The sequence below is a fragment of the Tistrella mobilis genome (assembly GCF_039634785.1).
Lineage (GTDB): Bacteria > Pseudomonadota > Alphaproteobacteria > Tistrellales > Tistrellaceae > Tistrella > Tistrella mobilis.
Genome location: NZ_JBBIAB010000002.1, coordinates 336,536 through 362,375, shown reverse-complemented (window position 1 = coordinate 362,375; position 25,840 = coordinate 336,536). Strand labels below are relative to the sequence as shown.

The window sequence follows — 25,840 nt, the reverse complement described above, 5'->3', positions numbered from 1 at the left end:
CTCGACATGCATGCAGGCCGGGAGATCCCTCATGGCAGACACCCTTCACCCCACCGTGCCGGACGCCCTTCAGGCCGAGATCCTGGGGCAGCTGGCCAGGCTGCTGGAAGCCGCCGGCCGCGATCCCGATCTGCATGGCCGGCTGCGCGCCGACCCGCGGGCGGTCCTGGCCGATGCCGGCCTGCCGGTCGCCGAGGGGGTAGAGGTCACGACCGAGGTGACCTCCCCCGCCGGTTTTGCCGCCGTGCTCGGCCGCACCACGCCGTCATGCCTGGTGCTGCCCCTGCCGCCGCTGTCGGACGACGAGCTGAGCGATGCCGATCTGGAGGCCGTGGCCGGCAGCGGCGCGGCCGGCCGGTTCATGGCCCATCTGATGGCCATGGGCGCCGGCGTGCTGTTCGCCTTCGGGCTGTTCACGGGCCATTCCGTCAAGGGCGCGGCGGCCAAGACGATCAACGACATCTCCGCCGTCTACAACTCGTAGCCGCGCCCCCTCCCCGGGCTCCTCCGTCCCGCCCCCCTCCTTTCCGACACGACGCCCGGAGCCCCTCAATGGCTGCCCCGCATCACGCCTCCGTACCGGCCGCGCCGCAGGCTGCGACGCTTGAAGATCTGGCCCGGCTGCTGGCCGCAGCCAGCCGCGATGCAGCACGTCATCACCGGCTCCTGGCCGACCCGAAGGCCGAGCTGACCCGCGCCGGTTTCATCCTGGCCGAGGGCGTGCAGGTCAGCGCCGAAATCACCGCCCCCGCAGAGGCCGCCGCCGTCGCGGCGCGCAGCACCGCCGACCATCTGGTCCTGCCGGTGCCGCCACTTGCCGGCACGGATAGCTTGAGCGATGCCGATCTGGAGGGGGTGGCCGGCGGGGTCGGCCTCTTCGGGTCCCTGCTCTCCACCCTGATGCCGGTGATGGGGTCGGTTGTCGGGAAGTTGTTCGGAAGCCGCTGACAGGGCGCGCAGCCTTGCGCGCACGCCCTTGCACTGACGGAGGGTATGACGGACAATCGGGCAAATTGAAACGAACGTCTGATTGACGAGGAAACGCCCCGATGTCCGCCTCCCGCCCCGCTGCCGTCACGCCGCCGGACTTCACCACCCTGACCGTCACGCTGGAGAATGCCGTCGCCCGGGTGACGCTGAACCGGCCGGACAAGGCCAATGCCATGAACGCGCCGATGTGGGTGGAGCTGAAGGCGGCGATGGAATGGCTGGACGAAACGCCAGAGGCGCGCGTCGGCATCATCACCGGCGCCGGGCGCTTCTTCACCGCCGGCATCGATCTGGCCATGCTGGGCGCGATGAAGGACGAGGTGGCCGACGGCTGCGACGGAAGGCGGGGTGAAAAGCTCCGCCGCCAGATCCTGGACATCCAGGACACCGTCACCTCGGTCGAACGCTGCCGCAAGCCGGTGATCGCGGCCGTCAACGGCCCCTGCGTCGGCGGCGGCATCGACCTGATCACCGCCTGCGACATGCGCTATGCCGCCGACGACGCCTGGTTCTCGGTCAAAGAGGTCGATATGGGCCTGGCGGCGGATGTCGGCACCTTGCAGCGCCTGCCCAAGATCGTGGGCGAAGGCATGGCGCGAGAACTGGCCTATACCGCCCGCAAGGTGACCGCGGCCGAAGCCGAGGCCATGCAGCTGATCAACCGCCGATTCCCCACCGTCGATGCACTGAACGAAGGCGTGCTGGCGATCGCGGCCGGGATCGCCGCCAAATCCCCGCTCGCCATCCGCGGCACCAAGGAGATGATCACCTATGTCCGCGACCATTCCGTCGCCGACGGGCTGAACTACATCGCCACCTGGAACGCCGCCATGCTGCTCTCGGACGACCTGACCGAGGCGATGACGGCGTTCTTCGAAAAGCGCCCGGCCAGCTTCCGCGACTGAAAACACCCGAGGGTCATCTCGCGGCCCGCCGCAGGATGATCAGCGCGGCCAGGGCTGCAATCCCGGCCACGGTGGCGAAGGCGGCGGCAAAACCCGCCGCCTCCAGCACCAGGGCGAAGAGACCGGGGCCCGCCACCGCACCGGCATAGGCGACCGCGGTAGAGGCGCCGGAGATTTCCGCCGCCCGGTCCCGGGGCGCCGCCTGGGCGAGTGCCGCCAGCACCACCCCGTTCCAGCCCAGCGCCGAAGCGCCGTAGAGCAGGACCACCGCGGTGACGATGATCCCCGGCCAGCCGGGCGACATCGCCGCGGTCAGCCCGGCGGCCAGCGCGATCACCAGCCCGATCAGCCCCACCATCGCCAGCCGCGAGGGCAGAAGATCGGACATCATGCCAAGCGCAAGCCGGGCACCGATGCCGACCGCCTGGGCGGCCGCGAGCAGGGCTCCCGCCTCTACCGCCGCCATTCCCATCGGCCCCATCAGGAAGGCGACCAGAAAGGCCGCAAGGCAGCTTTGCGCCCCCAGATAGACGACCGAGGCGAGCGAGAGCGGCGCCACCGCCCGGTCGGTCAGAACATGGCCCAGATTGGCCACGAGACCGGAGACAAGAGACCGCCCCATCCGCCCTCCTGAGGGGGGCGGACGGCGGATGGGACGGTCGAGGAACCGCCCTGCCCCAAGGGCGAGGGCGGCTGCCAGGGCAGCGCCGGCAATGCCGGCCAGCGACAGATGCCAGCCGAGGGCCTGACCGGTCCGAGGGAGGATAAGCCCGGCCAGAGCGATGCCGCCCGGCACACCGGTGCGGTTGATGGAAAAGGCCAGCCCAAAGCGGCGCACGGGCACGGTGAAACTCAGCAGCAACGATCCGGCGGGCGTGACCGGGCCATAGCCTATGCCGATCAGCACCGCCCCGCCGATCAGCGCCGGCAGGCTGCCGATCTGGCAGAGCAGCACGCCGGCCGCACAGGCAAACAGCGCCATCTGGATGGCGGTCACCGGCCCGATGCGCTGGATCAGATGGCCGGTGGAGAGCGAGGTGAGGGCCGCGCTCGCATAGAGAACCGCGGTGAACGAGCCGATCACCGCCGCAGCATCGGCGCCGGCGATCATCGGCATCAGCACCGGCACCGAGGCGGCCGACAGCGACAGCACGGTATGCGCGATCAGCGTCACCAGCAGCGGCGGCAGCATCGCGGACAAGGCTCAGCCCCCCAGATACTGCGACAGCAGCCGGCGCATCTCGGCCAGGATCATCTCCTGCCCCCGCTCCAGCCGGTCGGTGGGGCCGCCGATGCCGATCGCCATCGGCTTGTAACCGGGCGGAACCGGCATCGGCAGCGCGATGACGCTGGCCCCGGACGAGATCAGATTATGGGCAAAGGAATAGCCGTCGCGCCGGATCGCATGCACCGCGTCAAGCGTTGTCGCGACGTCGAAACGCCGGTCGCCCGCCGCCGCCTCGGCATTGATCCGGCGGATGATCCGCTCGATCTCGTCATCGGGCTTGGCCGCCAGCAGCACCCGGCCCAGATTGGTCGCGGGCAGGGGCCGCCTCGTGCCCGGCCGCAGCGCATAGCGCAGGTCCTGCTCGGACTGCACCACATGGATGTATTCCGACCAGACCCCGTTCTCCACCGCCAGGATGACCGTGTCGGCGGTGGCGCGGGCCATTTCGACCATCATCTCGTCGACGCTGCCTTCGGCCGCGAATTCCTCGTTCAGCCAGGCGCCGAGCAGAGCCACGCGCAGGGTCGGCCGGAAGGCCTTGGCCTCGGCATCGAAGCTGACATAGCCCATGGCGGTGAGCGTCTTCAGCAGCATCGAGGTACTGGATTGCGGAATGCCCATGGCCTGGGCGATCTCGGACACCCGCATCGGCCGGCGATGTTCGGCGAAGACCTGAAGCAGGCCCAGCACCCGGCCCGCAGATTTGACGACACCATCGCCTTCGGCCATGGAGGGTTCTTCCCTTCAAGATGAGAGGGCCAGGTGGCGGGGCATGCCGGCCGGCATGCCCCTGCCCGCATCACATCCCGATCATCTCCGCCTTGTCGATCACGTTCTGCAGGATGCGGATCGAGGCGACGTCGACCATCACCCCGTCCACCTGCACCGCACCCTCGCCGCGGGCCTGGGCTTCGGCATAGGCGGCGGCCAGCTTGCGGGCGCGTGCGACCGCCTCGGCGGATGGCGAGAACACCTCGAGCGCCGGCTCGATCTGGGCCGGGTGGATCGCCCATTTGCCGACGCAGCCCAGGGTCATCGCCCGGCGGCATTCCTCGCGATAGGCCTCCGGGTTGCGGAAATCGGCAAAGGGGCCGTCGACCGCATCCAGCCCATGGGCACGGGCGGCGATCGCCAGGCGGTAGCGCGGATAATGCCAGATGTCGCCCGGATAGCCCGAGGGGCCGAAGGCACCGCCGATATCGATGCCCTGCGAGGCCGAATAGTCGCCCATGCCGAAGATCAGGCATTCCAGCCTGGGCGAGGCGGCGGCGATGGCATCGATGTTCATCATGCCCTCCACCTCCTCGATCAGCACCTCGACGCCGATCCGGCGGGTGAGGCCGAGCTTGCGCTCGATCTGGCCGAGCAGGATGTCGATCCACATCACGTCATGGGCGGTCTTCACCTTCGGCACCATGATGGTGTCGAGATACTCGCCCGCGCCCTCGACCACGGTGATCACGTCCTCATAGGCATATTCGGTGCCGAGATCGTTGATCCGCACGCAGCGGGTCCTGTTGCCCCAGTCGAGTTCGCGGAGCGCGGTCACGATCTTCGCGCGCGCCGCCACCTTGGCATTGGGCGCCACCGCGTCTTCCAGATCGAGAAAGACATGGTCGGCGGCCGAGCCTGCCGCCTTGGCCATCATCTTCTCGCTGCTGCCGGGAACGCTCAACTGGCTGCGGCGCAGGCGGCGGGGGCGGGTCTTCAGGCTGTCGGTCATTGTGTCTGGTCCTGGTTCGAGGTCTTCTGAAGGGAGGGTGCTGCGCGCGTGAATTCGGCGCGGATATCGTCGGCATGCTCGTCGAGCAGCGGTGCCCGGGCGCGCACCCGACCCTGGGTCAGGGTCATGCGCAGCGGCACGCCGGCAATCATGCCCCGGCGGGCGGATCCCGGATGGTCGACCGGCTGGAGCATCTCGCGCACCGCCACATGGGGGTCGGCGAAGATGTCGGCGGCATCATTGACCGGCCCGAAGGGCACCAGCCCGCCGAGTGCCGCCCCAAGCTCGGCCTTGCTGCGGGTGCTGGTCCAGGCGGTCACCGCCTCGATCACCTCGGTGCGATGCACCACCCGGTCGTTGTTGAGCGCATAGCGCGGATCGGTGCCGAGATCCGGCCGGCCCATGGCCGTGCAGAGATCGCGCCAGAACCGGTCCTGCGGGCAGGCGATCGACACCCAGCCGTCGGCCGCGCGGAACAGGCCGAAAGGACAGAGCAGCGGGTGGCCGTTGCCTTCCGGATGCGGCACCACGCCGGCATAGGAATGCTGAAAGGCGATGCGTTCGCACAGCGCCAGGATGGCGTCATACATGGCGATGTCGACGAACTGGCCCTTTCCGGTGCGGTCCGCATGGCGCACCGCCGCCAGGATGCCGAAGGCGAGCATGGTGGCCGGCACGGTGTCGCCGATGCCGGGGCCCACCTTCAGCGGCTGGTCGGGGGCGGGTCCGGTGATGCCCATCACCCCGCCCATCGCCTGGGCGACCACGTCATAGGCCGGCCAATCGACATAGGGGCTGGCGCCGGTGCGCGGATCGCCGAAACCGCGCAGGCAGGCATAAACCAGCCGGGGGTTGACCCTGGCCAGCGTCTCGTAGCCCAGGCCCAGCCGGTCCATCACCCCGGTGCGGAAATTCTCCACCACCACATCGGCGCCTGCGACCAGCTTCAGGAAATCGGCCCGGCCGGCCGCGCTCTTCAGGTCGAGCGCGATGCTGCGCTTGTTGCGGTTGACGCTCTGGAAATAGCCGCCGAAGGCGCGCAGCCCGTCATCGGGCATGAAGGGACCGACGGTGCGGGTATGGTCGCCCTCGGGCGGTTCCACCTTGATCACGTCGGCGCCCTGATCGGCCAGCAGCATGGTGCAGAACGGCCCCGCCAGCATCACCGTCAGGTCGATGACCTTGAGCCCGGCAAGCGCGCCCGGAAGGCCGGCCTCCGGAGGGGCGTTCATTTCTCCCCCCAATGGCTGCGGCGCTTGATCAGCACCCGCCGCTCCCCCTGGAAGACCAGCCTGTCGTCCTGGTTGACGCCCCAGTGGCGGAAGGCCACCACGCCGGCATCCTCGCGGTCGGCGGCAGCTTCGGCCGACAGCACCTCGCTATAGGCATAGAGCGTGTCGCCATGCACGACCGGATGGCGCAGCCGGATCTTATCCATACCGAGTTCGGCAATGGCATTGGCGGCGGTGTCCTGGGCGGCGAGGCCGATCACCATCGAGATATTGATGCCGCCGAACACCACCCGCTGGCCGAAGATCTCGCTCCCCTTCATCAGGTGTTCGTTGAAATGACCCTCGGCGGTGTTCATCACCATGTTGGTGATCATCACGTTGTCCATCTCGGTGACGGTCTTGCCACGGGCATGGCGGTAGACCTCGCCGGGGGTGAAGTCCTCGAAATATTTCGACGATGCGGTGAGCGTGCTCAACATGTCCGCCTCCTCAGCGTCCGAGCAGATGGTCGGAAATGATGCGCTGCTGGATCTCGGAGGTGCCCTCGAAGATCTTCGTCAGCCGGGCGTCACGCCAGTGACGCTCCATGGCATGCAGCTTGGTGTAGCCGGCGCCGCCCAGGATCTGCAGGCCCTGGCTGGTCACCCGCTCGGCCATTTCCGAGGCGAAGTACTTGGCCATCGCCGCCTCCTTGTCGCAGCGCCGGCCGCTGTCGATTTCGGTGCAGACGAAATACATCAGCTGCCGGGCGGCCTCGATCTCGGTCGCCATGGTGGCGAGCTTGAAGCGGATCGCCTGGAAATCGCCGATCGGCCGGCCGAACTGGATGCGCTCCTGCGCATAGGCGGTGGCATCCTCCAGCGCCGCACGGGCCAGGCCGATGGCACGGGCGGCGGTATGGGCGCGCGCCTTCTCCAGCCCATGGGTCACGGCATAGAAGGCCTTGCCCTCTTCCCCCACCATGGCCGAAGCCGGTACCCGGCAGTCGTCGAAAGCGAGTTCCCAGGTCTTCCAGCCGAAATAGCCGATCTTGGGGATCGGGCTGCCCTGGCAGCCGGGCGGCAGCTGGCCGCGCGGCTTGTCGACCAGGAAGATCGACAGCCCCTTATGGCGGCGCTTCGGGTCGACATCGGGGTCGGTGCGGGCGATCACGATGATGTAGTCGGCACCATCGGCAAAGGTGCACCAGTATTTGTTGCCGGTGATCAGCCAGTCGTCGCCGTCGCGCCGCGCCCGGCAGCTGATATTGGCGACGTCCGATCCTGCATTGGGCTCCGACATCGAGAAGGCGCCGAGATACTGCCCCGATGCGACCCGGGGCATGATCTCGGCCCGCTGGGCCTCGCTCATCGCATCGAAGCCGATCATGCCGTTGCCGCGGGCGATGATGCTGGCGACGCTCATCCAGGCGCGCGCCAGTTCCTCGGCCACCAGGCAGTATTCGAAACAGCCGAGGCCCAGACCGCCGTATTTCTCGTCGATGGTGATGCCGAAATAGCCCATCTCGGCCATCTTGTCGCGCAGCGCCATCGGGATGTCGCCCTGCTCGGGATCCAGCCGGTTGGCGACCGGCAACACCTCGCGCATCGCGAAATCGCGGGCCGATTGCTGGATCATCCGGCGGTCTTCGGTCATATAGCCGCCGGTTTCGGGACGCGTGCTCACTGCCGGTACCTCACGAGATTGGAGCGCTGGAAGGTGACGACCGTCTCGCCCTCGGGCGTGAAGCCCTCGGTGGCCCAGCTCACGATGCCGTAGCCCTTGAACTTGTCCGACGGGCGGCGGTCCAGCACCCGGCTGCGGGCGAGCAGCGTTTCGCCGACCCGGACCGGGCGCCGGAAGCTGAGGTCGTCGACGCCGAGGAACGGCCCGCCGCCCTCGCTCAGATCCTCGACCGACAGGCCGAAGACGATGTTGAAGACCAGCAGCGGGTTGGCGACCAGCCCGTCATGACCGTTCGCCCGGGCGAAGGCGTCGTTGAAATAGAGCGGGTTGTAATGAAGCGTCAGCGTGGTGAAGGCGATGTTGTCGCCCTCGGTCAGCGTGCGGCCCAGATGATGCTCGAACACCCGCCCCGGCTCGAAATCCTCGTAGCGGTGGCCGCGGGCGAGCAGGATCGCCCGCTCCCGGAAATCCCCGCTCTTGTCGTTGGTATCACTCATCTCGTTCGGTACTCCTTGGGGCAAGTCAGGACGCGGTCAGAAGCCCGGCCAGGGGGCCGAGATCGGTGCGGGCATCCAGTTCACGTACGCGGCCCAGCACCTCGCGGCTGCGGGCCTCGCCCAGCACCGGCCGGGCAAGGCCGAGGAATTTGGCCGACAGCCGCTGCCATTGCCGGTCGAGATCGGCCGCCGGCACGCCGACATCGAAAGCCGCCCGCCGGGTGGCGCCGTCGGCAAGCTCGACTTCGATTTCGGAAAGCGTGCTGCTCGGCGCCGCGCGCGGCTCGACCGTCACCGCATCGCGCAGCCGGACGAGATCGGGCCGGGCGGCGGTGGCATCGGCAAACAGCGCCTCGCGCGCGGTATCCTCGCCGGCAAGGGCGAGTGCGGTGGTCATGCGCAGCGAGAACTTCATCTCCAGCCCCGTCGCCGGGGCCGGAATGTTGCAGACCCTCAGATGGCCGGGATCGACCCGGACCACGACGCGGCGCACCGCCTCGGGATCGATCCGGCCCAGGCTGTGCACCGCCTCGATCGCCGAATGGGTCAGATAGCAGGCGGCGTGATATTTGAAGAGCGTGTCGCGGATCATGAAGCCCGGCGCGGGGGCCAGCGCCGCCGCGGGGTTCAGCCCGTCGGACTGGGTGTCGCCGAAGCCCTGGGCCGCGCCCAGAATGTCGGGATGGCTGGTGAAGCCGCGGGCGGCGAGACGCGCCGCCGTCAGCCCGTTGGCCGCAGCGCGCCCGGCATGAAGCGGCTTGCTCATGGTGCCGAACACCGCCTTCAGCCCGGCGGCCTGGGTGCCGGCGATGCCGAAGCCATGGGCGATGCGCCCCTCGTCCAGCCCCAGCAGCAGGGATGAGGCCGCCATCGCGCCGAAGCTGCCGACCGTGCCGGTGGCATGCCAGCCGCGGGCATAATGCGACGGCCCCATCAGCAGGCCGATCCGGCAGGCGATCTCGAAGCCGCCCACGATCGCGCGGATCAGGGCGCCGCCATCGCGCCCCTCCGCCAGCGCCAGGGCCCAGGCTGCCGGGATCACCGCCACGCTCGGATGGCCCTGCATCGCCAGATGGACGTCGTCATAATCCAGCGCATGGGACATGGCGCCGGTCACGGTCACCGCCTGGGTCAGCGGCAGGGTCTCGGGCCGGCCGGGCAGCGGCAGATGGCCGCCGCCGCCCTCCGCCCGGGCCGCTTCGACCAGAATGTCGACCAGCGGCTCATGCCGGCCGGCCAGCGACACGCCGATCCAGTCGAGCAGGCATTGCCGGGCAACGGTCGCCGCCTCCTCGTCGATCGCCGCAGTGCCGAGCCCGGCCAGCAGGCGGGTGAACGCTCCGGTGATGCCGCCGGCACCGTCGATCGCGGTCATCATCTCGTCTCCTCGACAGGGAATGGGGGGAATTCAGCCGCCATAGACCAGGGTCGGCAGCCAGAGCGACAGGGCGGGCACATAGGTGATCAGCGCCAGATAGACCGCGAACAGGGCGATGAACGGCCAGATGCCGCGGATCACCTCGCCGATCGGCACCTTGGAAATGCTGGAGAGGACGTAGAGATTGAGCCCGACCGGCGGGGTCAGCAGCGCGATCTCCATGTTCACCACGATCACGATCGCGAAATGGACCGGGTCGATGCCCAGCGCCGTGACCACCGGCATCAGGATCGGCACCGCGATCAGGATGATCGAGGCCACCTCCAGGAACATGCCGAGCACCAGCAGCAGCAGGTTGATGGCCAGCAGGAACTGCCAGGCCGAGAGGTCGTTGCGGGTGACGAAATCCACCACCGCCGCCGGCACGCCGCTTTCCGTCACCCAATGACCGAAGGCGAGCGCCATGGCGATGATCACCATGATGCTGGCGGCGGACCTGACCGCCTGGCCCATCACCGCCGGCGCCTGGGCAAGGGTGAAGCCGCGATAGACGGTCATGCCCACCAGCATCGCCACCAGCGCCGCCAGCACCGCCGCCTCGGTGACGGTGACGAAACCGCCATAGATGCCGACCGCCACGATCACCGGCACCGCAAAGGCCGGCAGGGCCTTCAGGTTGACCCGGGCGAATGCCGCCCGGCTCATCCGCGGCTCGGGCGGGTAGCCCTTGCGGCGGGCCGTCCAGATCACGAACAGGATCAGCATCAGCGCCTGAAGCACGCCCGGCACCACGCCGGCCAGGAACAGCCGCGGCACCGATTCCTCGGCGATGATCGCGAACAGGATCAGGGGCAGGCTGGGTGGGATCAGGATGCCGAGCGTGCCGCCGGTGCCGATCAGCGCGGTGGAGAACGAGGCCGGATAGCCGCGCCGGATCATCGCCGGCACCAGGATCGTGCCCATGGCGAGCGCCGTCGCCACGCTCGATCCGGCAATCGCCGCAAAGATCGTGCAGCCCGCCACCGCCACCACACCCAGCCCCCCGGGCAGGCGCCCCATCCAGGCGGCGGAGACGTCGATCAGGGCACGGGCGATGCCGCCGCGCTGCATGAACACCGCCGCCATGCCGAAGAAGGGCAAGGCCATCAGCAGCTCGGAATTCAGCTCGTCCAGCACCTTCTGGGCAAGCAGCAGCAGGGATGCACCATCGGCCGCCAGCAGCACCGCGGCGGTCAGCCCCAGCACCACGAAGATCGGCATGCCGGCGCCCAGGAAAACGAAGAACAGTCCGAACAGCGCCTGACTCACAGATGGCCTCCCCCATCCAGCACGTCCTGTCCGGCGATGGATCCGGTGACCAGGCCTGCCAGGCGGGCGAGATAGCGCAGCGCCATCAGCGCCGCCCCCACCGGCAGGGCCAGGTAGTAGATCCACATCGGAAACTGCAATTCGCTGAGGCTGGTCTCGCCGATATCCCAGGCGTCGAACACGATCCGGCCGCCGAACCAGACCAGCAGGCCGCAGAGGGTGAGCGCCGCGAGCGTGTTGAAGCCTTCCACCACGCGCTGCGTGCGCGGCGGCAGCAGGCGCAGCACCAGATCGGCACGGACATGGGCATTGCTCGCCACCAGCCCGCTGAAGCTCAGGCACGAGGCCCAGATGATCAGGTAGATGACCACCTCGTCGATCCAGTGGGTCGATGCGGGCGGGTAGAGATAGCGGCTGAGCAGCTGCCAGGTCGCAAGCAGCATCGCGATGGTCGCGACGAGCCCGACCAGCTCGTGTTCCACGAGCTTCAGAACGCGGTTCAAGGGCGCCTCCGGGCTGGCGGTCGTCTCTCGGTGCGGATGCGGGGGGAGAGGGGGTGACCGTCAGTCGGGTGGCAGGGTGTCCTGAACCAGATTCACGAAATCGGCCGGAATGCCGATCGATTTCGCGATCTCGTCCTGCACCTCCATCATCTTCCGGCGGATGTCGGCGCGTTCTTCAGGGCTGGGGGTGATGAAGATCACGCCCTGGCGCTTCGCCTCTTCGCCCGCCTCTTCCTGGGCGGCAAGGGCGGCAGCGCGTTCCTCGGTCGCGACCTCGTCCCAGATCCGGGTCATCAGCTGCTGCTGGTCGGGGGTCAGCTTCTTCCAGAAGCCGCCCGCGACCATCGGGATGTACTGGCCGAAGGTCTGGTAGTCCTCGAAGACGTATTTAAGCCCGGATTCCCAAAGCTTGGCGCTTTTCACGCTTTCGTTGGTGGTGATCAGCCCGTCGAAATTGCCGCGCGACATCGCCAGCGGCACATCGGGCCAGGGCACCAGAACCGGCGTCGCCCCCAGATATTCCAGCCGCGCCGACAGGCCGGCACCGCCGGGGAAGCGCACCTTGGCGCCCTTCATATCGGCATAGGTCCCGACCTTGCGGCTGGCGAAATAGGTATGGCTGGCGCCGAGATCGAACCACTTGCCCAGCACCTTGACGTCCAGCTTCTCTTCAAGCCCCTCGGAAATCAGCCGGCCGGGCTCGCCGTCGGAAATGGCATGGTACTCATCGGGGCCGCGGCCATAGAGCATCGGCAGGGTGGCGGTGTCGAAACGGCGCTCGAAGCCGCCCAGCACCCAGCTGCCGGGCACGGCCATCTCGACGCTGCCCTGACGCAGGGCCTTGGCCACGTTCACATCCTTGAACAGCTGGCCGCTGTGATAGACCGTGGCGTTGAGCGTGCCGCCGGACTGGTCTTTCAGCCGCTCGGCGAATTCCTGCACCCAGACCGTGCGGACATGGGTGGGCGAGGTGTCGAGCGAGATCCGGAAGTCGACGGTATCCGCCGCAGATGCGGCCCCCATGGCAACCGTCCAGGCGAGCACGGCGCCGGCACCGGCCGCTCCCCAGCGTGAAAACGTCATCATTTCCTCCTGGCATGACCGCGCCGTGAACCGGCGTCTGGTACCGATGCGGATCGCCTCCCCTCGCGGGAAACTCACATGCACAGGCATGACTTCTCCCTGCCCGGCCCTTGGCGAGGCCGGGATGATATCATTCATGTTTTCAGGGACATGCCCGCCGGAGCCGCATCGCTGCGACCCCCGCATCGTTCAGAAAGAACTGTAGGCGCCGCCATGCCGGGGCGTCCAGATGTTCATCGCGGATGTGAAGACGGTATCATATACATGATGGAATGGCGGGCGGACGACACGCAACGACCCGCCGCGGCAACGCCGGGGCGGGTCGTAAGGACAGTGTTTCGGCCTCGGGTCAGATGCGGCGGATCACACGCCGGCGCGGATCCACTCCGCCGCCTTCTCGGCCATCATCAGGGTCGGCGAATTGGTGTTGCCGCTGGTGATGGTCGGCATGGCGCCGGCATCGACCACGCGCAGGCCACGCATGCCGCGAACCCGGAAATGCGGGTCCAGCACGGCGTCCGGGTCGTCGGCCCGGCCCATGCGGGTGGTGCCGACCGGGTGGAAGATGGTCGAGGCGATGTCGCCGGCCAGCTTCGCCAGCTGCTCGTCGGTCTGGTACTGCACGCCCGGCTTCCATTCTTCCGGCTGGAAACGCGCCAGCGCCGACTGGCCGCAGATCCGCCGGGTGACGCGCAGGGAATCCGCCGCCACCTTGCGGTCCTCTTCGGTCGACAGATAATTGGGCGCGATCAGCGGTGCATCCTCGAACCGGCCGCTGCGGATGGTGACCGAACCGCGGCTGCTGGGGTTCAGGTTGCAGACGCTGGCGGTGAAGGCGTCGAAATCGTGCAGCGGCTCGCCGAAGGCATCCAGGCTGAGCGGCTGGACATGGAACTGGATGTTGGCGGCGTTCTTCTCAGGGGACGAGCGGGTGAAGGCGCCCAGCTGCGAGGGCGCCATGCTCATCGGCCCGGTGCGCTTCAGCGCGTATTCAAGCCCGATGCTGGCCTTGCCGATCAGATTGCCGGCAATGGTGTTGAGCGTGCGCGTGCCCTTCACCTTGAACACCGACCGGATCTGCAGATGGTCCTGCAGATTGGCGCCGACGCCCGGCAGATCGTGCACCACCTCGATCCCGTGGCGGGCAAGCAGGGCAGCGGGGCCGATGCCCGACAGCTGCAGGATCTGCGGCGAGCCGATGGCGCCCGACGACAGCACCACCTCGGATTTCGCCGTCACGGTCTTGCGCTGGCCATCCTGAACCAGCTCCACCCCGGTGCAGCGCAGATGGCCGTCGGCATCGCGGCCGGTCAGCAGGCGGGCGACCTGGGCCTTGGTCCAGACCGTCAGATTGGGCCGGTTCAGCGCCGGGCGCAGGAAGGCCTTGGCGGCGTTCCAGCGCCAGCCATTGCGCTGGTTGACCTCGAAATAGCCGACGCCTTCATTGTCGCCGCGATTGAAATCGCCGGTCGCCGGCAGCCCGGCCTGCACCGCCGCTTCCGCCCAGGCGTCCAGAATGTCCCAGCGCAGGCGCTGGCGTTCCACCCGCCATTCGCCGCCATGGCCGTGCAGATCGTCGCCGCCCTTGTGGTGATCCTCGTGGCGCTTGAAATAGGGCAGCACCTGATCCCAGTCCCAGGCGTCCTCGCCGGTGATTTCCGACCACTGGCGATAGTCGCGGGCCTGGCCGCGCATATAGATCATGCCGTTGATGCTGGAACAGCCGCCCAGCACCTTGCCGCGCGGATAGCGCAGCACCCGGCCGTTCAGCCCGGCATCCGGCTCGGTCTGGAAGCACCAGTCGGTGCGCTTGTTGCCGATGCAGTACAGATAGCCGACCGGCACATGGATCCAGATATAGTCGTCCTTGCCGCCGGCCTCGATCAGCAGCACGCGGCGGCCGGGATCGGCGCTCAACCGTTTGGCGAGCAGGCAGCCGGCCGTTCCGGCACCGACGATGATCGTGTCGAAGGCGGGGGTGGTGGTCATGCGTTTCTTTCCGGCCTGACGTTCTTAGGGGGCGTGTCACTCCTGACCCAGGAATAGTCCCCCCGGGCATGGTTTTCCAGATGAGTATTGCAACATCCGGACCCTGCAAACCCGCACAGCGATCGCGAAACATGCGTGTGAGGCCGCTTCCACGCACGAAAACGCCCGGATGCGGGTGGGCATCCGGGCGTTCGAAGCCCTCGGCAGGGCGGTGCCTCAGGAACAGAATGGGGCGTCAGGACAGGCCCAGACTGCCATCGCCGGCAGCACCGGTAGAGTTGGCGGTGTCCGCCGCCAACATCACTTCAAGGACCGGCCGCTGCCAGACGGGCTGTTGCACACCCTCGTCAACGCGCTCACTCATGATGCATTCCCCTCTTGATATTTAAGCCTCATGTCATCTTTTACCAGAGGATGACAGCGGGGTCAGCAAACGGAACGCCTCGTCCAACAGATGCGGCGTGTGCTGGCCGGCAGCGCCGGCCCGCGCGCGGGCGAAATAATCGTTCAGCGCCGGGCGGAAGCCGGGATGGGCGCAGTTGTCGATGATCACCCGCGCCCGCTGCTTGGGCGACAGGCCGCGCAGATCCGCCAGCCCCTGTTCGGTGACGATCACCTGCACATCGTGTTCGGTATGGTCGACATGGGTCGCCATCGGCACGATCGCCGACAGCGTGCCGCCCTTGGCCGTGGACGGGGTCATGAAGATCGACAGATAGCCGTTGCGGGCGAAATCGCCCGAGCCGCCGATGCCGTTCATGATCCGGGTGCCGCGGATATGAGTGGAGTTGACGTTGCCGTAGATGTCGGCCTCGATCATGCCGTTCATCGCGATCACGCCCAGCCGGCGGATGACCTCGGGGTGGTTGGAGATTTCCTGCGGGCGCAGCACGACATGTTTCTTCAGCGCCTCGGCCTCGTCGTTGAAGATCCGGGTCGCCTCGGGGCTGAGCGACAGGCCGGTGGCCGAGGCCAGCGTCATCCTGCCCGAGCGGATCAGCTCCAGCATGCCGTCCTGCAAAACCTCGGTATAGGCGGTCAGCCCCTCGAAGGGGCCCGATCCCAGCCCGGCCATCACGGCATTGGCGACATTGCCCACGCCCGACTGCAACGGCAGCAGCCCGCGCGGCAGGCGGCCGCGGGCGATCTCGTGCTCGAAGAATTCCAGGATATGGCCGGCGATCGCCTGCGAGGTGGCATCGGGCGGAGAGAAGGCGGTGTTGCGGTCGGGACCGTGGGTTTCCACCACCGCCACCACCTTGGCCGGATCCACCGAGAACACCGGCTGGCCGATCCGGTCGCCGGCGGCCAGGATCGGGATCGGCGTGCGGTGCGGCGGCAGGCGGGTGCCGTAATAGATGTCGTGCATACCCCGAAGGGCGGGGTTCTGCCAGGCATTGACCTCGATGATCACCTTGTCGGCCAGGTCGATCCAGGTCTTGTTGTTGCCGATGGAGGTCGACGGCACCAGCGTGCCGTCCTCAAGAATTTCCGTCACCTCGATGACGGCCACGTCCAGCTTGCCCAGAAAGCCGAACCAGACGAACTGGGCCACATGGCTCAGATGGATGTCGATATACTCCATCCGCCCGCTATTGATCTCTTCCCGGCAGACCGGGTCGGACTGATAGGGCAGGCGCAGCTCGATCCCCTTCGCCTTCGCCAGTGCGCCGTCCAGCTCGGGCGCGGTCGAGGCACCGGTCCAGACCCCGATTTTGAACGGCCGGCCGGCGGCATGCTCGGCCTCGATCCGCCGCGCCAGGGCCTGCGGCACCGCCTTGGGATAGCCGGAACCGGTGAAGCCGCTCATGCCGACATTGGCGCCGGGCGGCACCAGCGCCGCGGCATCATCGGCCGACATGATCTTGGATCGGAACGCGGCGGCGCGGATGGTCTGCTCAGTGCTCACGGGTACTGTCCGTCTGCGGTTGGGGCGAATTCCGCAGAACGGTATATCACCCAGGGGGGCCCGGCAACCACTGCATCCCGGGCCTCTGGTCGTTATGCCGCAGGCGCCCCGTCCAGCTGGGCCGTCATCAGCTCCAGCACCACGTCCAACGCCCCCAGCCGCACCGCGCCGCGGCTGCCGTCCTGGAAGCGGGCAACCCGGTGCAGGGTCGGGCGGCGGTGCATGGCCACGGCGACATGGACCAGCCCGGGTTCGTCCCCCGGGCCGCCCGGGCCGGCAAAGCCGGTGACGGCGATCGCCATCCCGGCGATCGACCGGGCCAGCGCGCCCTCGGCCATGGCCCGGGCCACCGGTTCCGACACCGGGCCGGGGCCGTCGAGCAGCAGCTGCGATATGCCCAGGATCTCGCGCTTGGCCTCGGGGCTATAGACCACGAAGCCGCGCTCGAACACGTGCGCGCAACCGGGCACATCGGTCAACACCGATGCGATCAACCCTCCGGTGCAGCTCTCGGCGGTGGCGAGCCGGTATCCGCGCGCGCAGATCCGGCCCATCACCTCGTTGATCCGCCGGTCCAGCCCGGCCGGCAAAGCGGGGGAGAGTGTGTCGGTCATGGCGCCGTTACCTCACGCCTCCCCGCCACTGCCCTGCGGGCGACCCGGACCACTGCCCTGCGGGCGACCCGGACCACTGCCCTGCGGGCGACCCGGGCCGCTGCGGGTCTCGCCCGCATCCCGCGTCCGGCGGTTGGCCTCGTGGTCTTGATACTGGTCGGTCTGGGTGGCCTTGCCGTCGAAGCCGCGGGTCTTCGCACCCTGGGCCTTGTCGCGGTTCGACAGCACCTCGTTGTCGCCCATCTCCACATCCCGGGGCAGGTCGGTCATGGCGCCTGCACCACTGCCCTTGCCCTGGGATCCGATGCCGATGTGCTTCTTGCTCGCATTGGCCATGATGATCTGGTCCCTCAATCCGATTTCGAGGCGTGCTCTGGCTTGCCCTTGCGCGAGCTGGAGGCCATGTCGTGCAGCTCCGTCTCGCTCATCGATTTCGCCATCGATTTCGACGCGCCCTGAAGATCGCTCATCTTCGTCTCGCCGCGTTTGGCGGAGAGCGCCGCACCGGCGGCTTTCTGCTGGGCCTTGGATTTGGCGGGCATGGGCCGGCTCCTTTATCGAAGACTGTGCCCCTTTAACCATCGACGGCGGGATTTGCTCCCGCTATTCATGGGGGCCAGCTGCCATCCCCGACCGGATCGATTCCCGCATGAAAAAGCTCGCCGCCCTGATCTTCGGGCTGTTTCTGCTCGTGGCCCTGATCGACGGCGTGCTCGATATCGGGCTGGGCCTGGCCTATGGGCTGCGGGGCCGGATGGTCGAGGCGGCACGCAATGCCGACCCTTACGCCGGGCTGCGGGCGGATTACGAGGCGCGGAAGCAGGACCTGCCGATCCGCTATGTTCCGGGCATCGGCGGCGTCTTTCAGCCGGGCACGGTTCCCGGCTTCACCATCGGTGCCGGCGGGGAGCGGCTGCATAGCCATGTCACGGCACCGGACAAGGCGGCGCGCCATGTTCTGCTGCTCGGCGCCTCTCAGGCCTTCGGATCGTTGAACCAGGACGATGCCAGCCTGGCGGCGGCGCTGGAACGCGCGATGCCCGGCACGGTGGTCCGCAATTTCGCAAGCGTCGGCCAGCGGCTGCCCGGCAACACCATGGTTCTGGAGCAGCGCATCGCCGCGGGTGACCGGATCGATCAGGTGCTGATCGTCAACGGCACGCTGGACCTGATCATGTACTGCCTGCCGCAGGCCTATCCGGCGCCCCGCCCCCGGCCGGTCCTGGCCGAAATCGCCGCCCGGCTGACCGGCAGGGCATCAGAAGGTCCGGCGGCCGCGACCGAGGACGCCTGCACCACGCCCGAAGGCCGGGCCGCGGTGCTCAACCGGCTGATGGCCGATATGGACGAGGTGCTGTCGGCGGCACGGCGCCACAACCTGCCGGCCATACTGGCGATCGTGCCCATGCCTTATGTCGCCGATGCCGGTGACGGCACATTCGCAGATCTGGCGCAGTTTCAGCGCTATCGCCGGGTCATCGATCCGGTGATCACCGCTCTGCGGCCGCGGATCGCGGATATGGACGGGATCGTCGATCTGACCCGGGATTTCGGCACCGCCCGACCCGGCATGTTCATCGACCTCCACGGCCACTTCACCGATGCCGGCAACCAGGCCCTGGCCCCGCTGCTCGCCGGGGCGCTGAACCGGCAGCTGCCGCCCGCGCCCCGTCCCGACTGATCAGAAGTCGAAATAGAAAAACGCCTGCGGCCGGCCGGCCGCGATCATCGCGCAGCCGGCGACGAGGACCAGGATCACCGGCAGGGCCAGTGCCGCCGGCACCCGGGCGGTCGCGCTGCGGATGCGGTCGATCGTATCGAAGGGATGCAGGGCCAGGGTCACCAGGATCAGCCCGGCCAGCAGCGGGGCATCCGCCGGCAGCATGCCCGGCCCATGCGCGCCGAAGCCGCCCGCGATCACCGATGCGGCGACCTCCAGCGTCGGCGCCCGGAAGAAGGTGGTGACCACGGCCCAGGTCAGGAAGGTCGCCAGAATGAAGCCCGCCCGCGCCAGGCCGCGGGACTGGCGCGCCCGCACGGCATGGCCGGTCAGGGCCTCTGCCATCATGATCGTGCCGTGGATCAGCCCCCAGACCACGAAGGTCCAGGCGGCCCCATGCCACAGCCCCGACACCGCCATGGTGCCGAGGATGGCCAGCACCCGCCCCAGCGGCTCGCGCAGGTATTTATAGACATAATCCCGCAACCAGAAGCTGAGGGTCATATGCCAGCGCTGCCAGACGTCGGTCATGGAGGTTGCGGCATAGGGTTTGTGGAAATTCTCGGGGAACGCCACCCCGAACATGCCGGCCAGCCCGATCGCCATATCGGAATAGGCGCTGAAATCGCAATAGATCTGGACCGCGAAGCCCAGCATCACGAACCAGGCCTCGATGATGCCCAACTGCCCCGGCCGGGTGATCACCCCGTCGATCCACAGCCCGATCGGGTCGGCGATCAGCACCTTCTTCATCATGCCGATGGCGAACAGCCCGGCATTCGCCGTGAACGCCGCCCGATCGATCCGGATGTTCGACAGCCGCGGCACCATCTTGTGCAGGCGCAGGATCGGCCCGGCGATCAGATGCGGGAAGAAGGTGACATAGACCGCAACGATGCCGAAGCGCGGGAAGGGGCGTTTGGGGTGGTGGGCGGTATCGACCAGCAGGCTGATCACCGAAAAGGTGACGAAAGACACGCCCAGCGGCAGGCCCCAACCCAGATGCGGCAGGCCGGCGCCGGTCAGCTCTTCCAGCGTCGTCATCACGAAATCGGTGTATTTGAACAGCAGCAGCGGCAGCAGCACCGTCACCACCACCGCCGGCAACAGCCGCGGATGCGCCCTGACCAGCCGCCCGCCGATCCAGGCCGCCGCCACATAGCCCAGGATCAGCGCGGTATAGGGGGGGTACCACCAGGCATAGAAGACCAGGCTGGCCAGGAAGACATAGGCCAGCACCAGCCGCCGGGGGCAGAGCGCCAGCCCGGCCGCGAAGGCCGCCAGAAAGACGAAGAAGCTGGGCAGCTGGAACAGCATCGGGCCTGGCCGGGTTTCACGAGGCCGGCGCGGCGAGCAGCGGCGCCAGCCGGTCGGCGATCCGGGCATAGGCCGCGGCATTGGGATGGATGTCGCCGGGCATGGTCCAGAAATCCGCCGCCGTCTCGCCCGCGAACAGCGGATAAAGATCGACGAAGTCCCAGCCATGGGCCGCGGCTTCGCGCCCCGTGATCCCGGTCACGAAGCCGAAGGCATAGTCGCGGAAATCATTGGTGTCGGGCATCTGGGCCACGATCACCCGGATGCCGTCGGCCCGGGTTTCGGCGGCCAGCCGGTCGAAAGCCCGTGCTATGCGCGCCTGCCCCTCGGCGCCGGTCCAGGCGGTGCGATAGGCGGCGATCATCCCGTCGCGGCCGGCGGCGCCGCTGGTCGCCTGGGCCCAGAAGGTCGCGATCAGGGCCGCCAGCTCGCTGTGGCGCACCAGCCAGCCGGCATCACCCGCGGGCTGCGGCAGCCCGGCGCGCGACGAGGGCAGCAGCACCAGTGTCCGCACCGGAAAGGCGTCGCCGATCCGCCGGCGGATCTCCAGCCAGTGGGCCACGATCTGCGGCACGGCCATGTTGCCGACGCCGGCATTCACCACCTGAACATCGTCGCCCAGCCGGCGGGCAAGCTGACCGGCCAACGTGCCGCTTTCCGCCACGCCCCAGCCCAGCGTCATGCTGTCACCCGCCAGCACCACGGCCGGGCGGCCGGGCACCGGTTCCGGCCCGCGCAGCCCCAGGGAATTGATCGAGACCTCGACGCCCTGCAGGCGCGCGGACGCGCCCGGCACATGTTCATGGCCGATGGCGGGGTCGTCGCTCGGGCGCTTCAGCAGCTTTGCATAGCGCCACATCTCGATGACGTAGTTCTTCTGATTGGCGGTGCCGAGCCGCACCAGCCCTTCCCCGGCCAGGCAGCCGAGACCGATGCCGACCAGCACCAGCACCAGGACACGCATCACGCGACGCATCGACGCACCCCGGTCAGACGGCGGTGTTCAGGTCAAAGGCGAGCGGATCAGGAGAAGCCGGAGAGGTCCGGGACGCTGCCCGCATTCTCTGCCGTCTCATCCAGCGCCAGCATGCCGAGCACGGGCCGGATCCACATCTTGCGGGCCTCGTCGGTCGCCATCGGTGCGGTCTTCTGCATGTCCATGTCCTGCATATGCCCCAACTCCGGGTCCGATTGGTTTTCGACAGGGATGCCGGCTCAGAACACGGCATACAGGAAAGGCGACCAGGCGGTTCCCTGGGTGGCGACAAGAACCACCGCAAACCCCAGCAGCACCAGCACGAAGGGGATCAGCACCAGCCGCATGCGCGGCGAGAACAGAAGCCGCAGCACCTCCATCAGGCTGCCCATGCAGGCGGTCTCCCGATCAGCCCGGTGTCTGTCCCCATCAATCGGCGACGGAGTTCAGGAGACGGTCTGGCCGGAATTATCAGGCTGCGTACCGGCACCGACCGCGGTCTCGTCGATCGACAGCACCTCAAGCTCGGGCCAGCTCCAGACACCACGAACTGAAGCGGCGGTCGTCACGGGCTTGGCGTTCATCTGCATCATCTCGCTCCAGTATGACGGCGACCGATCGACGACACATGCCGGCCGATCTTCTTCGGTCATACCGCATCAGGCACTCATCAGCAACCACAGGCTCATGTTCATTTACCTGCCGCTGCGCTCCCTCAGGTGGAGAGGCCAGGACCCGGTGGTCCAGGTGCCGGCTGACTCCCCTCGACCGGTTCAGGAATTCGGAGCGAAGCCATCGTCCCCGGTAGCGCTGTCGAACGCGGTCTTGTCCGCCGACAGCGACCAGCACCAGGGCACGCATCACGCGACGCATCGACGCACCCCGGTCAGACGGCGGTGTTCAGGTCAAAGGCGAGCGGATCAGGAGAAGCCGGAGAGGTCCGGGACGCTGCCCGCATTCTCTGCCGTCTCATCCAGCGCCAGCATGCCGAGCACGGGCCGGGCCCACATCTTGCGGGCCTCGTCGGTCGCCATCGGTGCGGTCTTCTGCATGTCCATGTCCTGCATATGCCCCAACTCCGGGTCCGATTGGTTTTCGACAGGGATGCCGGTTCAGAACACGGCATACAGGAAAGGCGACCAGGCGGTTCCCTGGGTGGCGACAAGAACCACCGCAAACCCCGGCAGCACCAGCACGAAGGGGATCAGCACCAGCCGCAGGCGCGGCAAGAACAGAAGCCGCAACACCTCCATCAGGCTGCCCATGCAGGCGGTCGCCCGATCAGCCCAGTGTCTGTCCCCATCAATCGGGAGCGAGGATCAGGAGACGGTCTGGCCGTAGCCGTCATTCACCGTCCCGGCACCGACCGCAGTCTCGTCCATCGACACCACCTGAAAGTCGGGCCGGCTCCAGACACGACGGGCTGAAGCGGCGGTCGTCACGGGCATGGCGTTCATCTGCATCATCTCGCTCCAGTATAACAGCGACAGATCGACGACACATGACGGCCGATCTTCTTCGGTCATACCGCATCAGGCGAAGACCAGCAACCACAGGCTTACGTTCATTTACTTGCAGCTGCGCTCTCTCAGGTGGAGATGTCAGGAACAGATCAGGACAGACTGTAATAGTCCGATATATTGGTCCCGCTGATCGCCGTGTCGTTCAGCGACAGAATATCGAACACAGGCAGGCTCCAGCGCTTGTGCCGGCGGCTGATCCCGTCATGCCCGACCGCCCCCCCCGGGGGGCGGGCTTTTGCCTGTCGATATCCTGCATTTGCCAGCCGAGTTATTCACCCAGGCGGCCCGAAGGACCCCCTGAAAGACCTCAACCATAGCAGGTAAAACGCTTCAGACACCAGATTTATGCGCGAGGGCGCCGCATCCGCACCGCGCCGGTCGCGACGTCAGGACCGGGCGCCGCCATCCGACACGACGCCGGCATTCACGGCGGTTTCTTCGTACAGAACCACGGTCAGCACGGGCCGCGCCCAGCCGGTACCGGCGGCCGGACGGAAGCGACGACGATCGCGTTCGACTTTATCCCGCATGACAGATGCTTCCTCTGGTTGTTTCGGGCGTCACGGGAACCGGCGGCCCCCGTTCACATGCGCCGGATCCTTCCCGTTATACCAGAGCATTCGAGAGTCAAAAACCACAGGATCACGTTATAAACCTGCGATCGTCTTCGCCAGGGCAACACCGCGCCGTCGCGCCCGGCTGCGCGCGCCGCTTGACAGGGCCCGTCTGCGCGGCGCCTAATTATCATAATAAATAGGATCGATGCGGAGACGGGGCATATGGCTGAAGGGCGATCGGCAGGCGGCAGGCGTGGCGCCCCCACACGGCGGCGCCCCAAGCTGTCGGAGCTGATCGTCGAGGATGTGAAGCGCAGGATCGTCACCGAGCAGCTGAAACCGGGTGACCGGCTGCCCGGCGAGGCGGAGCTGATCCGGCTGCATGGCTGTTCCAAGGGCACGGTGCGCGAGGCGCTGAAAGGGCTGGAGGTGGAGGGGCTGGTGGTCAGCCGCACAGGCCCCGGCGGCGGCGCCTGGCTGGCCCGGCCGACCCATGAACACGCCTCGCGGGCCCTGCGCAACTTTCTGCAGTTCCGCCATCCCGACGGCCACCAGATCTACGCCCTGCGCAAGCTGATCGAGCCCGAGGTCGCGGTGCTGGCGGTGGGCCGGCTCGGCCCCGCCGACTTCGAGGTGCTGGAAGCCAATATCGCCCTCTGCGCCCATGAACCGGTCACCGAAGAGGAACAGCGCGTTCAGCGCATCGCCGAGATCGACTTCCACAACGTGCTCGCCGATGTCTGCCCGAACCCGATCTTCGGCTTTCTGGGCCGGTTCCTGAACGAGCTGCTGCGCGACGTGGTCGTGCTGAAAAAGGTCTATCTGCCCGAACGCCGGCAGTTCGGCCTGAACAATGTCGACTATCACCGCCGGCTGATCGAGGCCTTCCGCCGCGAGGATGCGGCAGAGGTCCGCCGGCTGATGCTGGACCATATGTGCGACGCCGAAGATCACCTCGATGCGCTCGAGGCCGAGGTCGCGCGCCGCTTCCTGCTGGAACCCGGATCGGGCTGAACCCGGCCGGGTTTTCAAACGACGACCAGCTGCCGCACCGGCAGCCCGCGCCGGGAGAGCGCGTGGCGGCATGTCAGAATCAGAACCGGGCGGCACCGGAGGATGACCCGAGGAATCCCCGTATTCCGATCAAAAAGGGTCCGAGGGGCGGATCACACGCCCCGGACGTGACATGGAGGCTCGATGACGATGATCACCACCACCCGCCGCACGCTGCTGAAGGGCGGCCTTGCCGCCGGCACGCTGCTCGCCGCCCCCGCCATCATCCAGAGGCGCGCATTCGCCGCCGATGCGGTCACCATCCACGGCGTCAAGTCGCTGTCGGGCGCCTTTGCCAGCTATGGCAAATTCGCCGATATGGGATCGAAGCTCGCCATCCAGGATTACGGCGAGCTGCTGGGCGCCCCCGTCGCCTACAAGGCGATCGATACCGAAGGCAATGCCGGCAAGGCGGTGCGCAAGGTGCAGGAAGCCATCCAGCAGGACGGCGCCCGCTTCTTCAACGGCTGCACGCTGTCGTCTTCGGCGCTCGCCGTCGGCAAAGAGGTCGACAAGGCCGGCGGCGTGTTCATGACCCCGGCCGGTGCCGACGAGCTGACCGGCACCGACTGCAATGCCGGCACCTTCCGCTGGTCGGTGCCCACTTACGGTGCCATCGAACAGACCGTCCGGCCGCTGATCGAGCGGATGCCGAACGCGAAGCGCTGGTACACCATCACGCCCCAATACGTCTTCGGCGAGGCGCTGCTGGCCAATGCCAAGCGCATCTTCGAAGAGAAGGGCATCGAGCATGTCGGCAACAGCTATCATTCGCTGCAGGAACAGGAATTCTCGGGCTATCTGACCAATGCCATGGGGGCGGCGCCCGATGTGCTGCTGATCCTGAATTTCGGCGGCCAGTCGTCCAACGCCCTGCGCCAGGCGGTGAATTTCGGCCTGAAGAGCCAGATGACCATCCTGCTCGCCTGGTCGGCCGGTCTCGACCAGTACCAGGAGCTGGGCTCGGACGTGATCGAGGGCGTGTATCTGGGCGCCCAGTACTGGCACCAGGTCGACAGCCCGATGAACAGGAAGCTGGTCGCCCGGGTGCGCGAGGCCTATGGCATCACCGCCAACTATCCGTTGGCGGCCGATTATATCGGCACGAAGGTGATCCTGGACGCCATCGCCAAGGCCGGCTCCGCCGACGGCGCCGCGGTCCGCGCCGCCCTTTCGGGCATGACCTTCGACGGCCCCACCGGTTCTGAAACCGTGCGCGCCGCCGACCATCAGGTGATCAAGGATTATTACCTGCTGAAGGGCAAGCCCGCCTCCGCCAAGACCGACGAGGATGATCTGGCCGAGCTGATCTCGTCGGGCAAGTCGTTCCCCGAGGGGGATAAGATCGCCTGCAAGATGGCCTGACCGGCAGGCCGCCCCTGCCGATACACACGTCGTCGGACCACTCTGACTGCACATGTCGGGCGCCGGCTTTCCCGGCGTCCGTACAACACGAATACCGTCATCCCGGCCTTCGCCCCCCGGCGCCCAGGTCGACGATCCCGCCGTCTGCACATGCCCGGCACCATCATTTCACGTGGTTGTTCAAAATAGCCGCCGTCATCCCGGCGAAGGCCGGGATCCAGGTAGGCTTCCACAGAAGTGGACGACGGGCATTTGCGGGAACGGGTATGTCGGCCGCCAGGCTACCCCGATCCGTGCGGATCGAT

General features: G+C 67.5%; 31 protein-coding genes. 6 read left to right on the top strand and 25 right to left on the bottom strand.

The genetic code is table 11. The features are described from left to right. The first annotated feature begins 31 nt into the window (after positions 1-31). From WI697_RS04425 to WI697_RS04415, 3 genes are all read left to right on the top strand, one after another. Positions 32-484, top strand: coding sequence for a hypothetical protein (locus WI697_RS04425; protein WP_345957543.1), 453 nt, complete (start codon positions 32-34; stop codon positions 482-484). Between the two features lie 68 nt (positions 485-552). Continuing rightward, entirely contained in the window at positions 553-948 is a 396-nt protein-coding gene (locus WI697_RS04420) for a hypothetical protein (protein WP_062761656.1), read from the top strand. A 101-nt stretch (positions 949-1,049) separates the two neighbouring features. Further along, a complete protein-coding gene (locus WI697_RS04415; RefSeq protein WP_345957542.1) occupies positions 1,050-1,895 on the top strand; it encodes a crotonase/enoyl-CoA hydratase family protein in 846 nt (281 codons plus the stop codon). 13 nt (positions 1,896-1,908) lie between these two features. On the opposite strand, the gene WI697_RS04410 is transcribed toward WI697_RS04415, so the two are convergent. From WI697_RS04410 to WI697_RS04335, 16 genes are all read right to left on the bottom strand, one after another. Continuing rightward, positions 1,909-3,087: an MFS transporter gene (locus WI697_RS04410; protein ID WP_345957655.1), complete on the bottom strand. Its 1,179-nt coding sequence runs from the start codon at positions 3,085-3,087 to the stop codon at positions 1,909-1,911. A gap of 12 nt (positions 3,088-3,099) precedes the next feature. Further along, the gene (locus WI697_RS04405; protein ID WP_345957541.1) at positions 3,100-3,852 is read right to left on the bottom strand and encodes an IclR family transcriptional regulator; all 753 of its coding nucleotides are present in this window, start codon (positions 3,850-3,852) and stop codon (positions 3,100-3,102) included. Between the two features lie 70 nt (positions 3,853-3,922). Beyond that, a complete protein-coding gene (locus tag WI697_RS04400) occupies positions 3,923-4,846 on the bottom strand; it encodes an HpcH/HpaI aldolase/citrate lyase family protein (RefSeq protein ID WP_345957540.1) in 924 nt (307 codons plus the stop codon). Beyond that, on the bottom strand, positions 4,843-6,078 hold the full coding sequence (locus WI697_RS04395) for a CaiB/BaiF CoA transferase family protein (RefSeq protein ID WP_345957539.1): 1,236 nt from the start codon (positions 6,076-6,078) through the stop codon (positions 4,843-4,845). Before WI697_RS04395 ends, WI697_RS04400 begins: the two co-directional genes overlap by 4 nt. Next, entirely contained in the window at positions 6,075-6,557 is a 483-nt protein-coding gene (locus WI697_RS04390) for a MaoC family dehydratase (protein WP_345957538.1), read from the bottom strand. The genes WI697_RS04395 and WI697_RS04390 overlap by 4 nt, the downstream gene beginning before the upstream one ends. Positions 6,558-6,567: 10 nt before the next feature. Beyond that, complete coding sequence (locus tag WI697_RS04385) at positions 6,568-7,713, bottom strand: acyl-CoA dehydrogenase family protein (RefSeq protein ID WP_345957654.1); 1,146 nt, start codon at positions 7,711-7,713, stop codon at positions 6,568-6,570. A gap of 26 nt (positions 7,714-7,739) precedes the next feature. Then, positions 7,740-8,240 (bottom strand): MaoC family dehydratase, encoded by a 501-nt coding sequence (locus WI697_RS04380; RefSeq protein WP_345957537.1) that lies wholly within the window; start codon positions 8,238-8,240, stop codon positions 7,740-7,742. A 25-nt stretch (positions 8,241-8,265) separates the two neighbouring features. Continuing rightward, positions 8,266-9,615 (bottom strand): MmgE/PrpD family protein, encoded by a 1,350-nt coding sequence (locus WI697_RS04375; protein WP_345957536.1) that lies wholly within the window; start codon positions 9,613-9,615, stop codon positions 8,266-8,268. A gap of 33 nt (positions 9,616-9,648) precedes the next feature. After that, positions 9,649-10,926, bottom strand: a complete 1,278-nt coding sequence (locus tag WI697_RS04370) for a TRAP transporter large permease (protein WP_345957535.1) — start codon at positions 10,924-10,926, stop codon at positions 9,649-9,651. After that, entirely contained in the window at positions 10,923-11,429 is a 507-nt protein-coding gene (locus WI697_RS04365; protein ID WP_345957534.1) for a TRAP transporter small permease, read from the bottom strand. Before WI697_RS04365 ends, WI697_RS04370 begins: the two co-directional genes overlap by 4 nt. Before the next feature lie 60 nt (positions 11,430-11,489). After that, positions 11,490-12,512, bottom strand: coding sequence for a TRAP transporter substrate-binding protein DctP (gene dctP / locus WI697_RS04360; RefSeq protein ID WP_345957533.1), 1,023 nt, complete (start codon positions 12,510-12,512; stop codon positions 11,490-11,492). A gap of 363 nt (positions 12,513-12,875) precedes the next feature. Continuing rightward, positions 12,876-14,501 carry a GMC family oxidoreductase gene (locus WI697_RS04355; RefSeq protein WP_345957532.1) on the bottom strand — a complete coding sequence of 542 codons (1,626 nt, stop codon included), beginning with the start codon at positions 14,499-14,501 and terminating at the stop codon, positions 12,876-12,878. Between the two features lie 397 nt (positions 14,502-14,898). Beyond that, entirely contained in the window at positions 14,899-16,410 is a 1,512-nt protein-coding gene (locus WI697_RS04350) for an acetyl-CoA hydrolase/transferase family protein (protein ID WP_062763161.1), read from the bottom strand. A 92-nt stretch (positions 16,411-16,502) separates the two neighbouring features. Next, complete coding sequence (locus tag WI697_RS04345) at positions 16,503-17,024, bottom strand: CinA family protein (protein WP_345957531.1); 522 nt, start codon at positions 17,022-17,024, stop codon at positions 16,503-16,505. A 12-nt stretch (positions 17,025-17,036) separates the two neighbouring features. After that, the gene (locus WI697_RS04340) at positions 17,037-17,360 is read right to left on the bottom strand and encodes a hypothetical protein (protein ID WP_345957530.1); all 324 of its coding nucleotides are present in this window, start codon (positions 17,358-17,360) and stop codon (positions 17,037-17,039) included. A gap of 14 nt (positions 17,361-17,374) precedes the next feature. After that, positions 17,375-17,566: a DUF3008 family protein gene (locus tag WI697_RS04335; RefSeq protein WP_062763167.1), complete on the bottom strand. Its 192-nt coding sequence runs from the start codon at positions 17,564-17,566 to the stop codon at positions 17,375-17,377. A gap of 107 nt (positions 17,567-17,673) precedes the next feature. Here WI697_RS04335 and WI697_RS04330 point away from each other — a divergent pair, with 107 nt between their 5' ends. After that, complete coding sequence (locus tag WI697_RS04330) at positions 17,674-18,705, top strand: hypothetical protein (protein WP_345957529.1); 1,032 nt, start codon at positions 17,674-17,676, stop codon at positions 18,703-18,705. On the opposite strand, the gene WI697_RS04325 is transcribed toward WI697_RS04330, so the two are convergent. The 9 genes from WI697_RS04325 to WI697_RS04285 all read right to left on the bottom strand — a co-directional run bounded on the left by WI697_RS04325 (position 18,706) and on the right by WI697_RS04285 (position 23,090). Further along, positions 18,706-20,061 (bottom strand): MBOAT family O-acyltransferase, encoded by a 1,356-nt coding sequence (locus WI697_RS04325; protein ID WP_345957528.1) that lies wholly within the window; start codon positions 20,059-20,061, stop codon positions 18,706-18,708. A 16-nt stretch (positions 20,062-20,077) separates the two neighbouring features. Beyond that, complete coding sequence (locus tag WI697_RS04320) at positions 20,078-21,025, bottom strand: SGNH/GDSL hydrolase family protein (RefSeq protein WP_345957653.1); 948 nt, start codon at positions 21,023-21,025, stop codon at positions 20,078-20,080. 59 nt (positions 21,026-21,084) lie between these two features. Further along, a complete protein-coding gene (locus WI697_RS04315) occupies positions 21,085-21,216 on the bottom strand; it encodes a hypothetical protein (protein WP_345957527.1) in 132 nt (43 codons plus the stop codon). Between the two features lie 60 nt (positions 21,217-21,276). Beyond that, on the bottom strand, positions 21,277-21,429 hold the full coding sequence (locus tag WI697_RS04310) for a DUF5989 family protein (RefSeq protein WP_345957526.1): 153 nt from the start codon (positions 21,427-21,429) through the stop codon (positions 21,277-21,279). 54 nt (positions 21,430-21,483) lie between these two features. Further along, entirely contained in the window at positions 21,484-21,690 is a 207-nt protein-coding gene (locus WI697_RS04305; protein ID WP_345957525.1) for a hypothetical protein, read from the bottom strand. 267 nt (positions 21,691-21,957) lie between these two features. Continuing rightward, a complete protein-coding gene (locus tag WI697_RS04300) occupies positions 21,958-22,089 on the bottom strand; it encodes a hypothetical protein (RefSeq protein ID WP_345957524.1) in 132 nt (43 codons plus the stop codon). 60 nt (positions 22,090-22,149) lie between these two features. Beyond that, a complete protein-coding gene (locus WI697_RS04295; protein WP_345957523.1) occupies positions 22,150-22,302 on the bottom strand; it encodes a DUF5989 family protein in 153 nt (50 codons plus the stop codon). 54 nt (positions 22,303-22,356) lie between these two features. Beyond that, positions 22,357-22,563 carry a hypothetical protein gene (locus WI697_RS04290; RefSeq protein WP_345957522.1) on the bottom strand — a complete coding sequence of 69 codons (207 nt, stop codon included), beginning with the start codon at positions 22,561-22,563 and terminating at the stop codon, positions 22,357-22,359. A gap of 383 nt (positions 22,564-22,946) precedes the next feature. Further along, on the bottom strand, positions 22,947-23,090 hold the full coding sequence (locus tag WI697_RS04285; RefSeq protein ID WP_345957521.1) for a hypothetical protein: 144 nt from the start codon (positions 23,088-23,090) through the stop codon (positions 22,947-22,949). Positions 23,091-23,339: 249 nt separating this feature from the next. Between WI697_RS04285 and WI697_RS04280 the strand changes: the two genes are divergently transcribed. Then, positions 23,340-24,131, top strand: coding sequence for a FadR/GntR family transcriptional regulator (locus WI697_RS04280; protein WP_296715873.1), 792 nt, complete (start codon positions 23,340-23,342; stop codon positions 24,129-24,131). 183 nt (positions 24,132-24,314) lie between these two features. After that, positions 24,315-25,535, top strand: a complete 1,221-nt coding sequence (locus WI697_RS04275; protein WP_345957520.1) for an ABC transporter substrate-binding protein — start codon at positions 24,315-24,317, stop codon at positions 25,533-25,535. Positions 25,536-25,840 lie beyond the last annotated feature (305 nt).

Bases quoted from the DNA above. Each gene is read 5' to 3' on its own strand.
- WI697_RS04420 (WP_062761656.1), top strand. From the start codon at position 553: ATGGCTGCCCCGCATCACGCCTCCGTACCGGCCGCGCCGCAGGCTGCG.
- WI697_RS04315 (WP_345957527.1), bottom strand. From the start codon at position 21,216: ATGCAGAAGACCGCACCGATGGCGACCGACGAGGCCCGCAAGATGTGG.
- WI697_RS04300 (WP_345957524.1), bottom strand. From the start codon at position 22,089: ATGCAGAAGACCGCACCGATGGCGACCGACGAGGCCCGCAAGATGTGG.
- WI697_RS04295 (WP_345957523.1), bottom strand. From the start codon at position 22,302: ATGGGCAGCCTGATGGAGGTGTTGCGGCTTCTGTTCTTGCCGCGCCTG.
- WI697_RS04330 (WP_345957529.1), top strand. From the start codon at position 17,674: ATGAAAAAGCTCGCCGCCCTGATCTTCGGGCTGTTTCTGCTCGTGGCC.
- WI697_RS04355 (WP_345957532.1), bottom strand. From the start codon at position 14,501: ATGACCACCACCCCCGCCTTCGACACGATCATCGTCGGTGCCGGAACG.
- WI697_RS04275 (WP_345957520.1), top strand. From the start codon at position 24,315: ATGACGATGATCACCACCACCCGCCGCACGCTGCTGAAGGGCGGCCTT.
- WI697_RS04380 (WP_345957537.1), bottom strand. From the start codon at position 8,240: ATGAGTGATACCAACGACAAGAGCGGGGATTTCCGGGAGCGGGCGATC.
- WI697_RS04335 (WP_062763167.1), bottom strand. From the start codon at position 17,566: ATGCCCGCCAAATCCAAGGCCCAGCAGAAAGCCGCCGGTGCGGCGCTC.
- WI697_RS04305 (WP_345957525.1), bottom strand. From the start codon at position 21,690: ATGACCGAAGAAGATCGGCCGGCATGTGTCGTCGATCGGTCGCCGTCA.
- WI697_RS04375 (WP_345957536.1), bottom strand. From the start codon at position 9,615: ATGACCGCGATCGACGGTGCCGGCGGCATCACCGGAGCGTTCACCCGC.
- WI697_RS04425 (WP_345957543.1), top strand. From the start codon at position 32: ATGGCAGACACCCTTCACCCCACCGTGCCGGACGCCCTTCAGGCCGAG.
- WI697_RS04340 (WP_345957530.1), bottom strand. From the start codon at position 17,360: ATGGCCAATGCGAGCAAGAAGCACATCGGCATCGGATCCCAGGGCAAG.
- WI697_RS04280 (WP_296715873.1), top strand. From the start codon at position 23,340: ATGGCTGAAGGGCGATCGGCAGGCGGCAGGCGTGGCGCCCCCACACGG.
- WI697_RS04400 (WP_345957540.1), bottom strand. From the start codon at position 4,846: ATGACCGACAGCCTGAAGACCCGCCCCCGCCGCCTGCGCCGCAGCCAG.
- WI697_RS04395 (WP_345957539.1), bottom strand. From the start codon at position 6,078: ATGAACGCCCCTCCGGAGGCCGGCCTTCCGGGCGCGCTTGCCGGGCTC.
- WI697_RS04390 (WP_345957538.1), bottom strand. From the start codon at position 6,557: ATGTTGAGCACGCTCACCGCATCGTCGAAATATTTCGAGGACTTCACC.
- WI697_RS04290 (WP_345957522.1), bottom strand. From the start codon at position 22,563: ATGACCGAAGAAGATCGGCCGTCATGTGTCGTCGATCTGTCGCTGTTA.
- WI697_RS04345 (WP_345957531.1), bottom strand. From the start codon at position 17,024: ATGACCGACACACTCTCCCCCGCTTTGCCGGCCGGGCTGGACCGGCGG.
- WI697_RS04385 (WP_345957654.1), bottom strand. From the start codon at position 7,713: ATGACCGAAGACCGCCGGATGATCCAGCAATCGGCCCGCGATTTCGCG.
- WI697_RS04320 (WP_345957653.1), bottom strand. From the start codon at position 21,025: ATGCGTGTCCTGGTGCTGGTGCTGGTCGGCATCGGTCTCGGCTGCCTG.
- WI697_RS04405 (WP_345957541.1), bottom strand. From the start codon at position 3,852: ATGGCCGAAGGCGATGGTGTCGTCAAATCTGCGGGCCGGGTGCTGGGC.
- WI697_RS04325 (WP_345957528.1), bottom strand. From the start codon at position 20,061: ATGCTGTTCCAGCTGCCCAGCTTCTTCGTCTTTCTGGCGGCCTTCGCG.
- WI697_RS04415 (WP_345957542.1), top strand. From the start codon at position 1,050: ATGTCCGCCTCCCGCCCCGCTGCCGTCACGCCGCCGGACTTCACCACC.
- WI697_RS04285 (WP_345957521.1), bottom strand. From the start codon at position 23,090: ATGCGGGATAAAGTCGAACGCGATCGTCGTCGCTTCCGTCCGGCCGCC.
- WI697_RS04410 (WP_345957655.1), bottom strand. From the start codon at position 3,087: ATGCTGCCGCCGCTGCTGGTGACGCTGATCGCGCATACCGTGCTGTCG.
- dctP (WP_345957533.1), bottom strand. From the start codon at position 12,512: ATGACGTTTTCACGCTGGGGAGCGGCCGGTGCCGGCGCCGTGCTCGCC.
- WI697_RS04310 (WP_345957526.1), bottom strand. From the start codon at position 21,429: ATGGGCAGCCTGATGGAGGTGCTGCGGCTTCTGTTCTCGCCGCGCATG.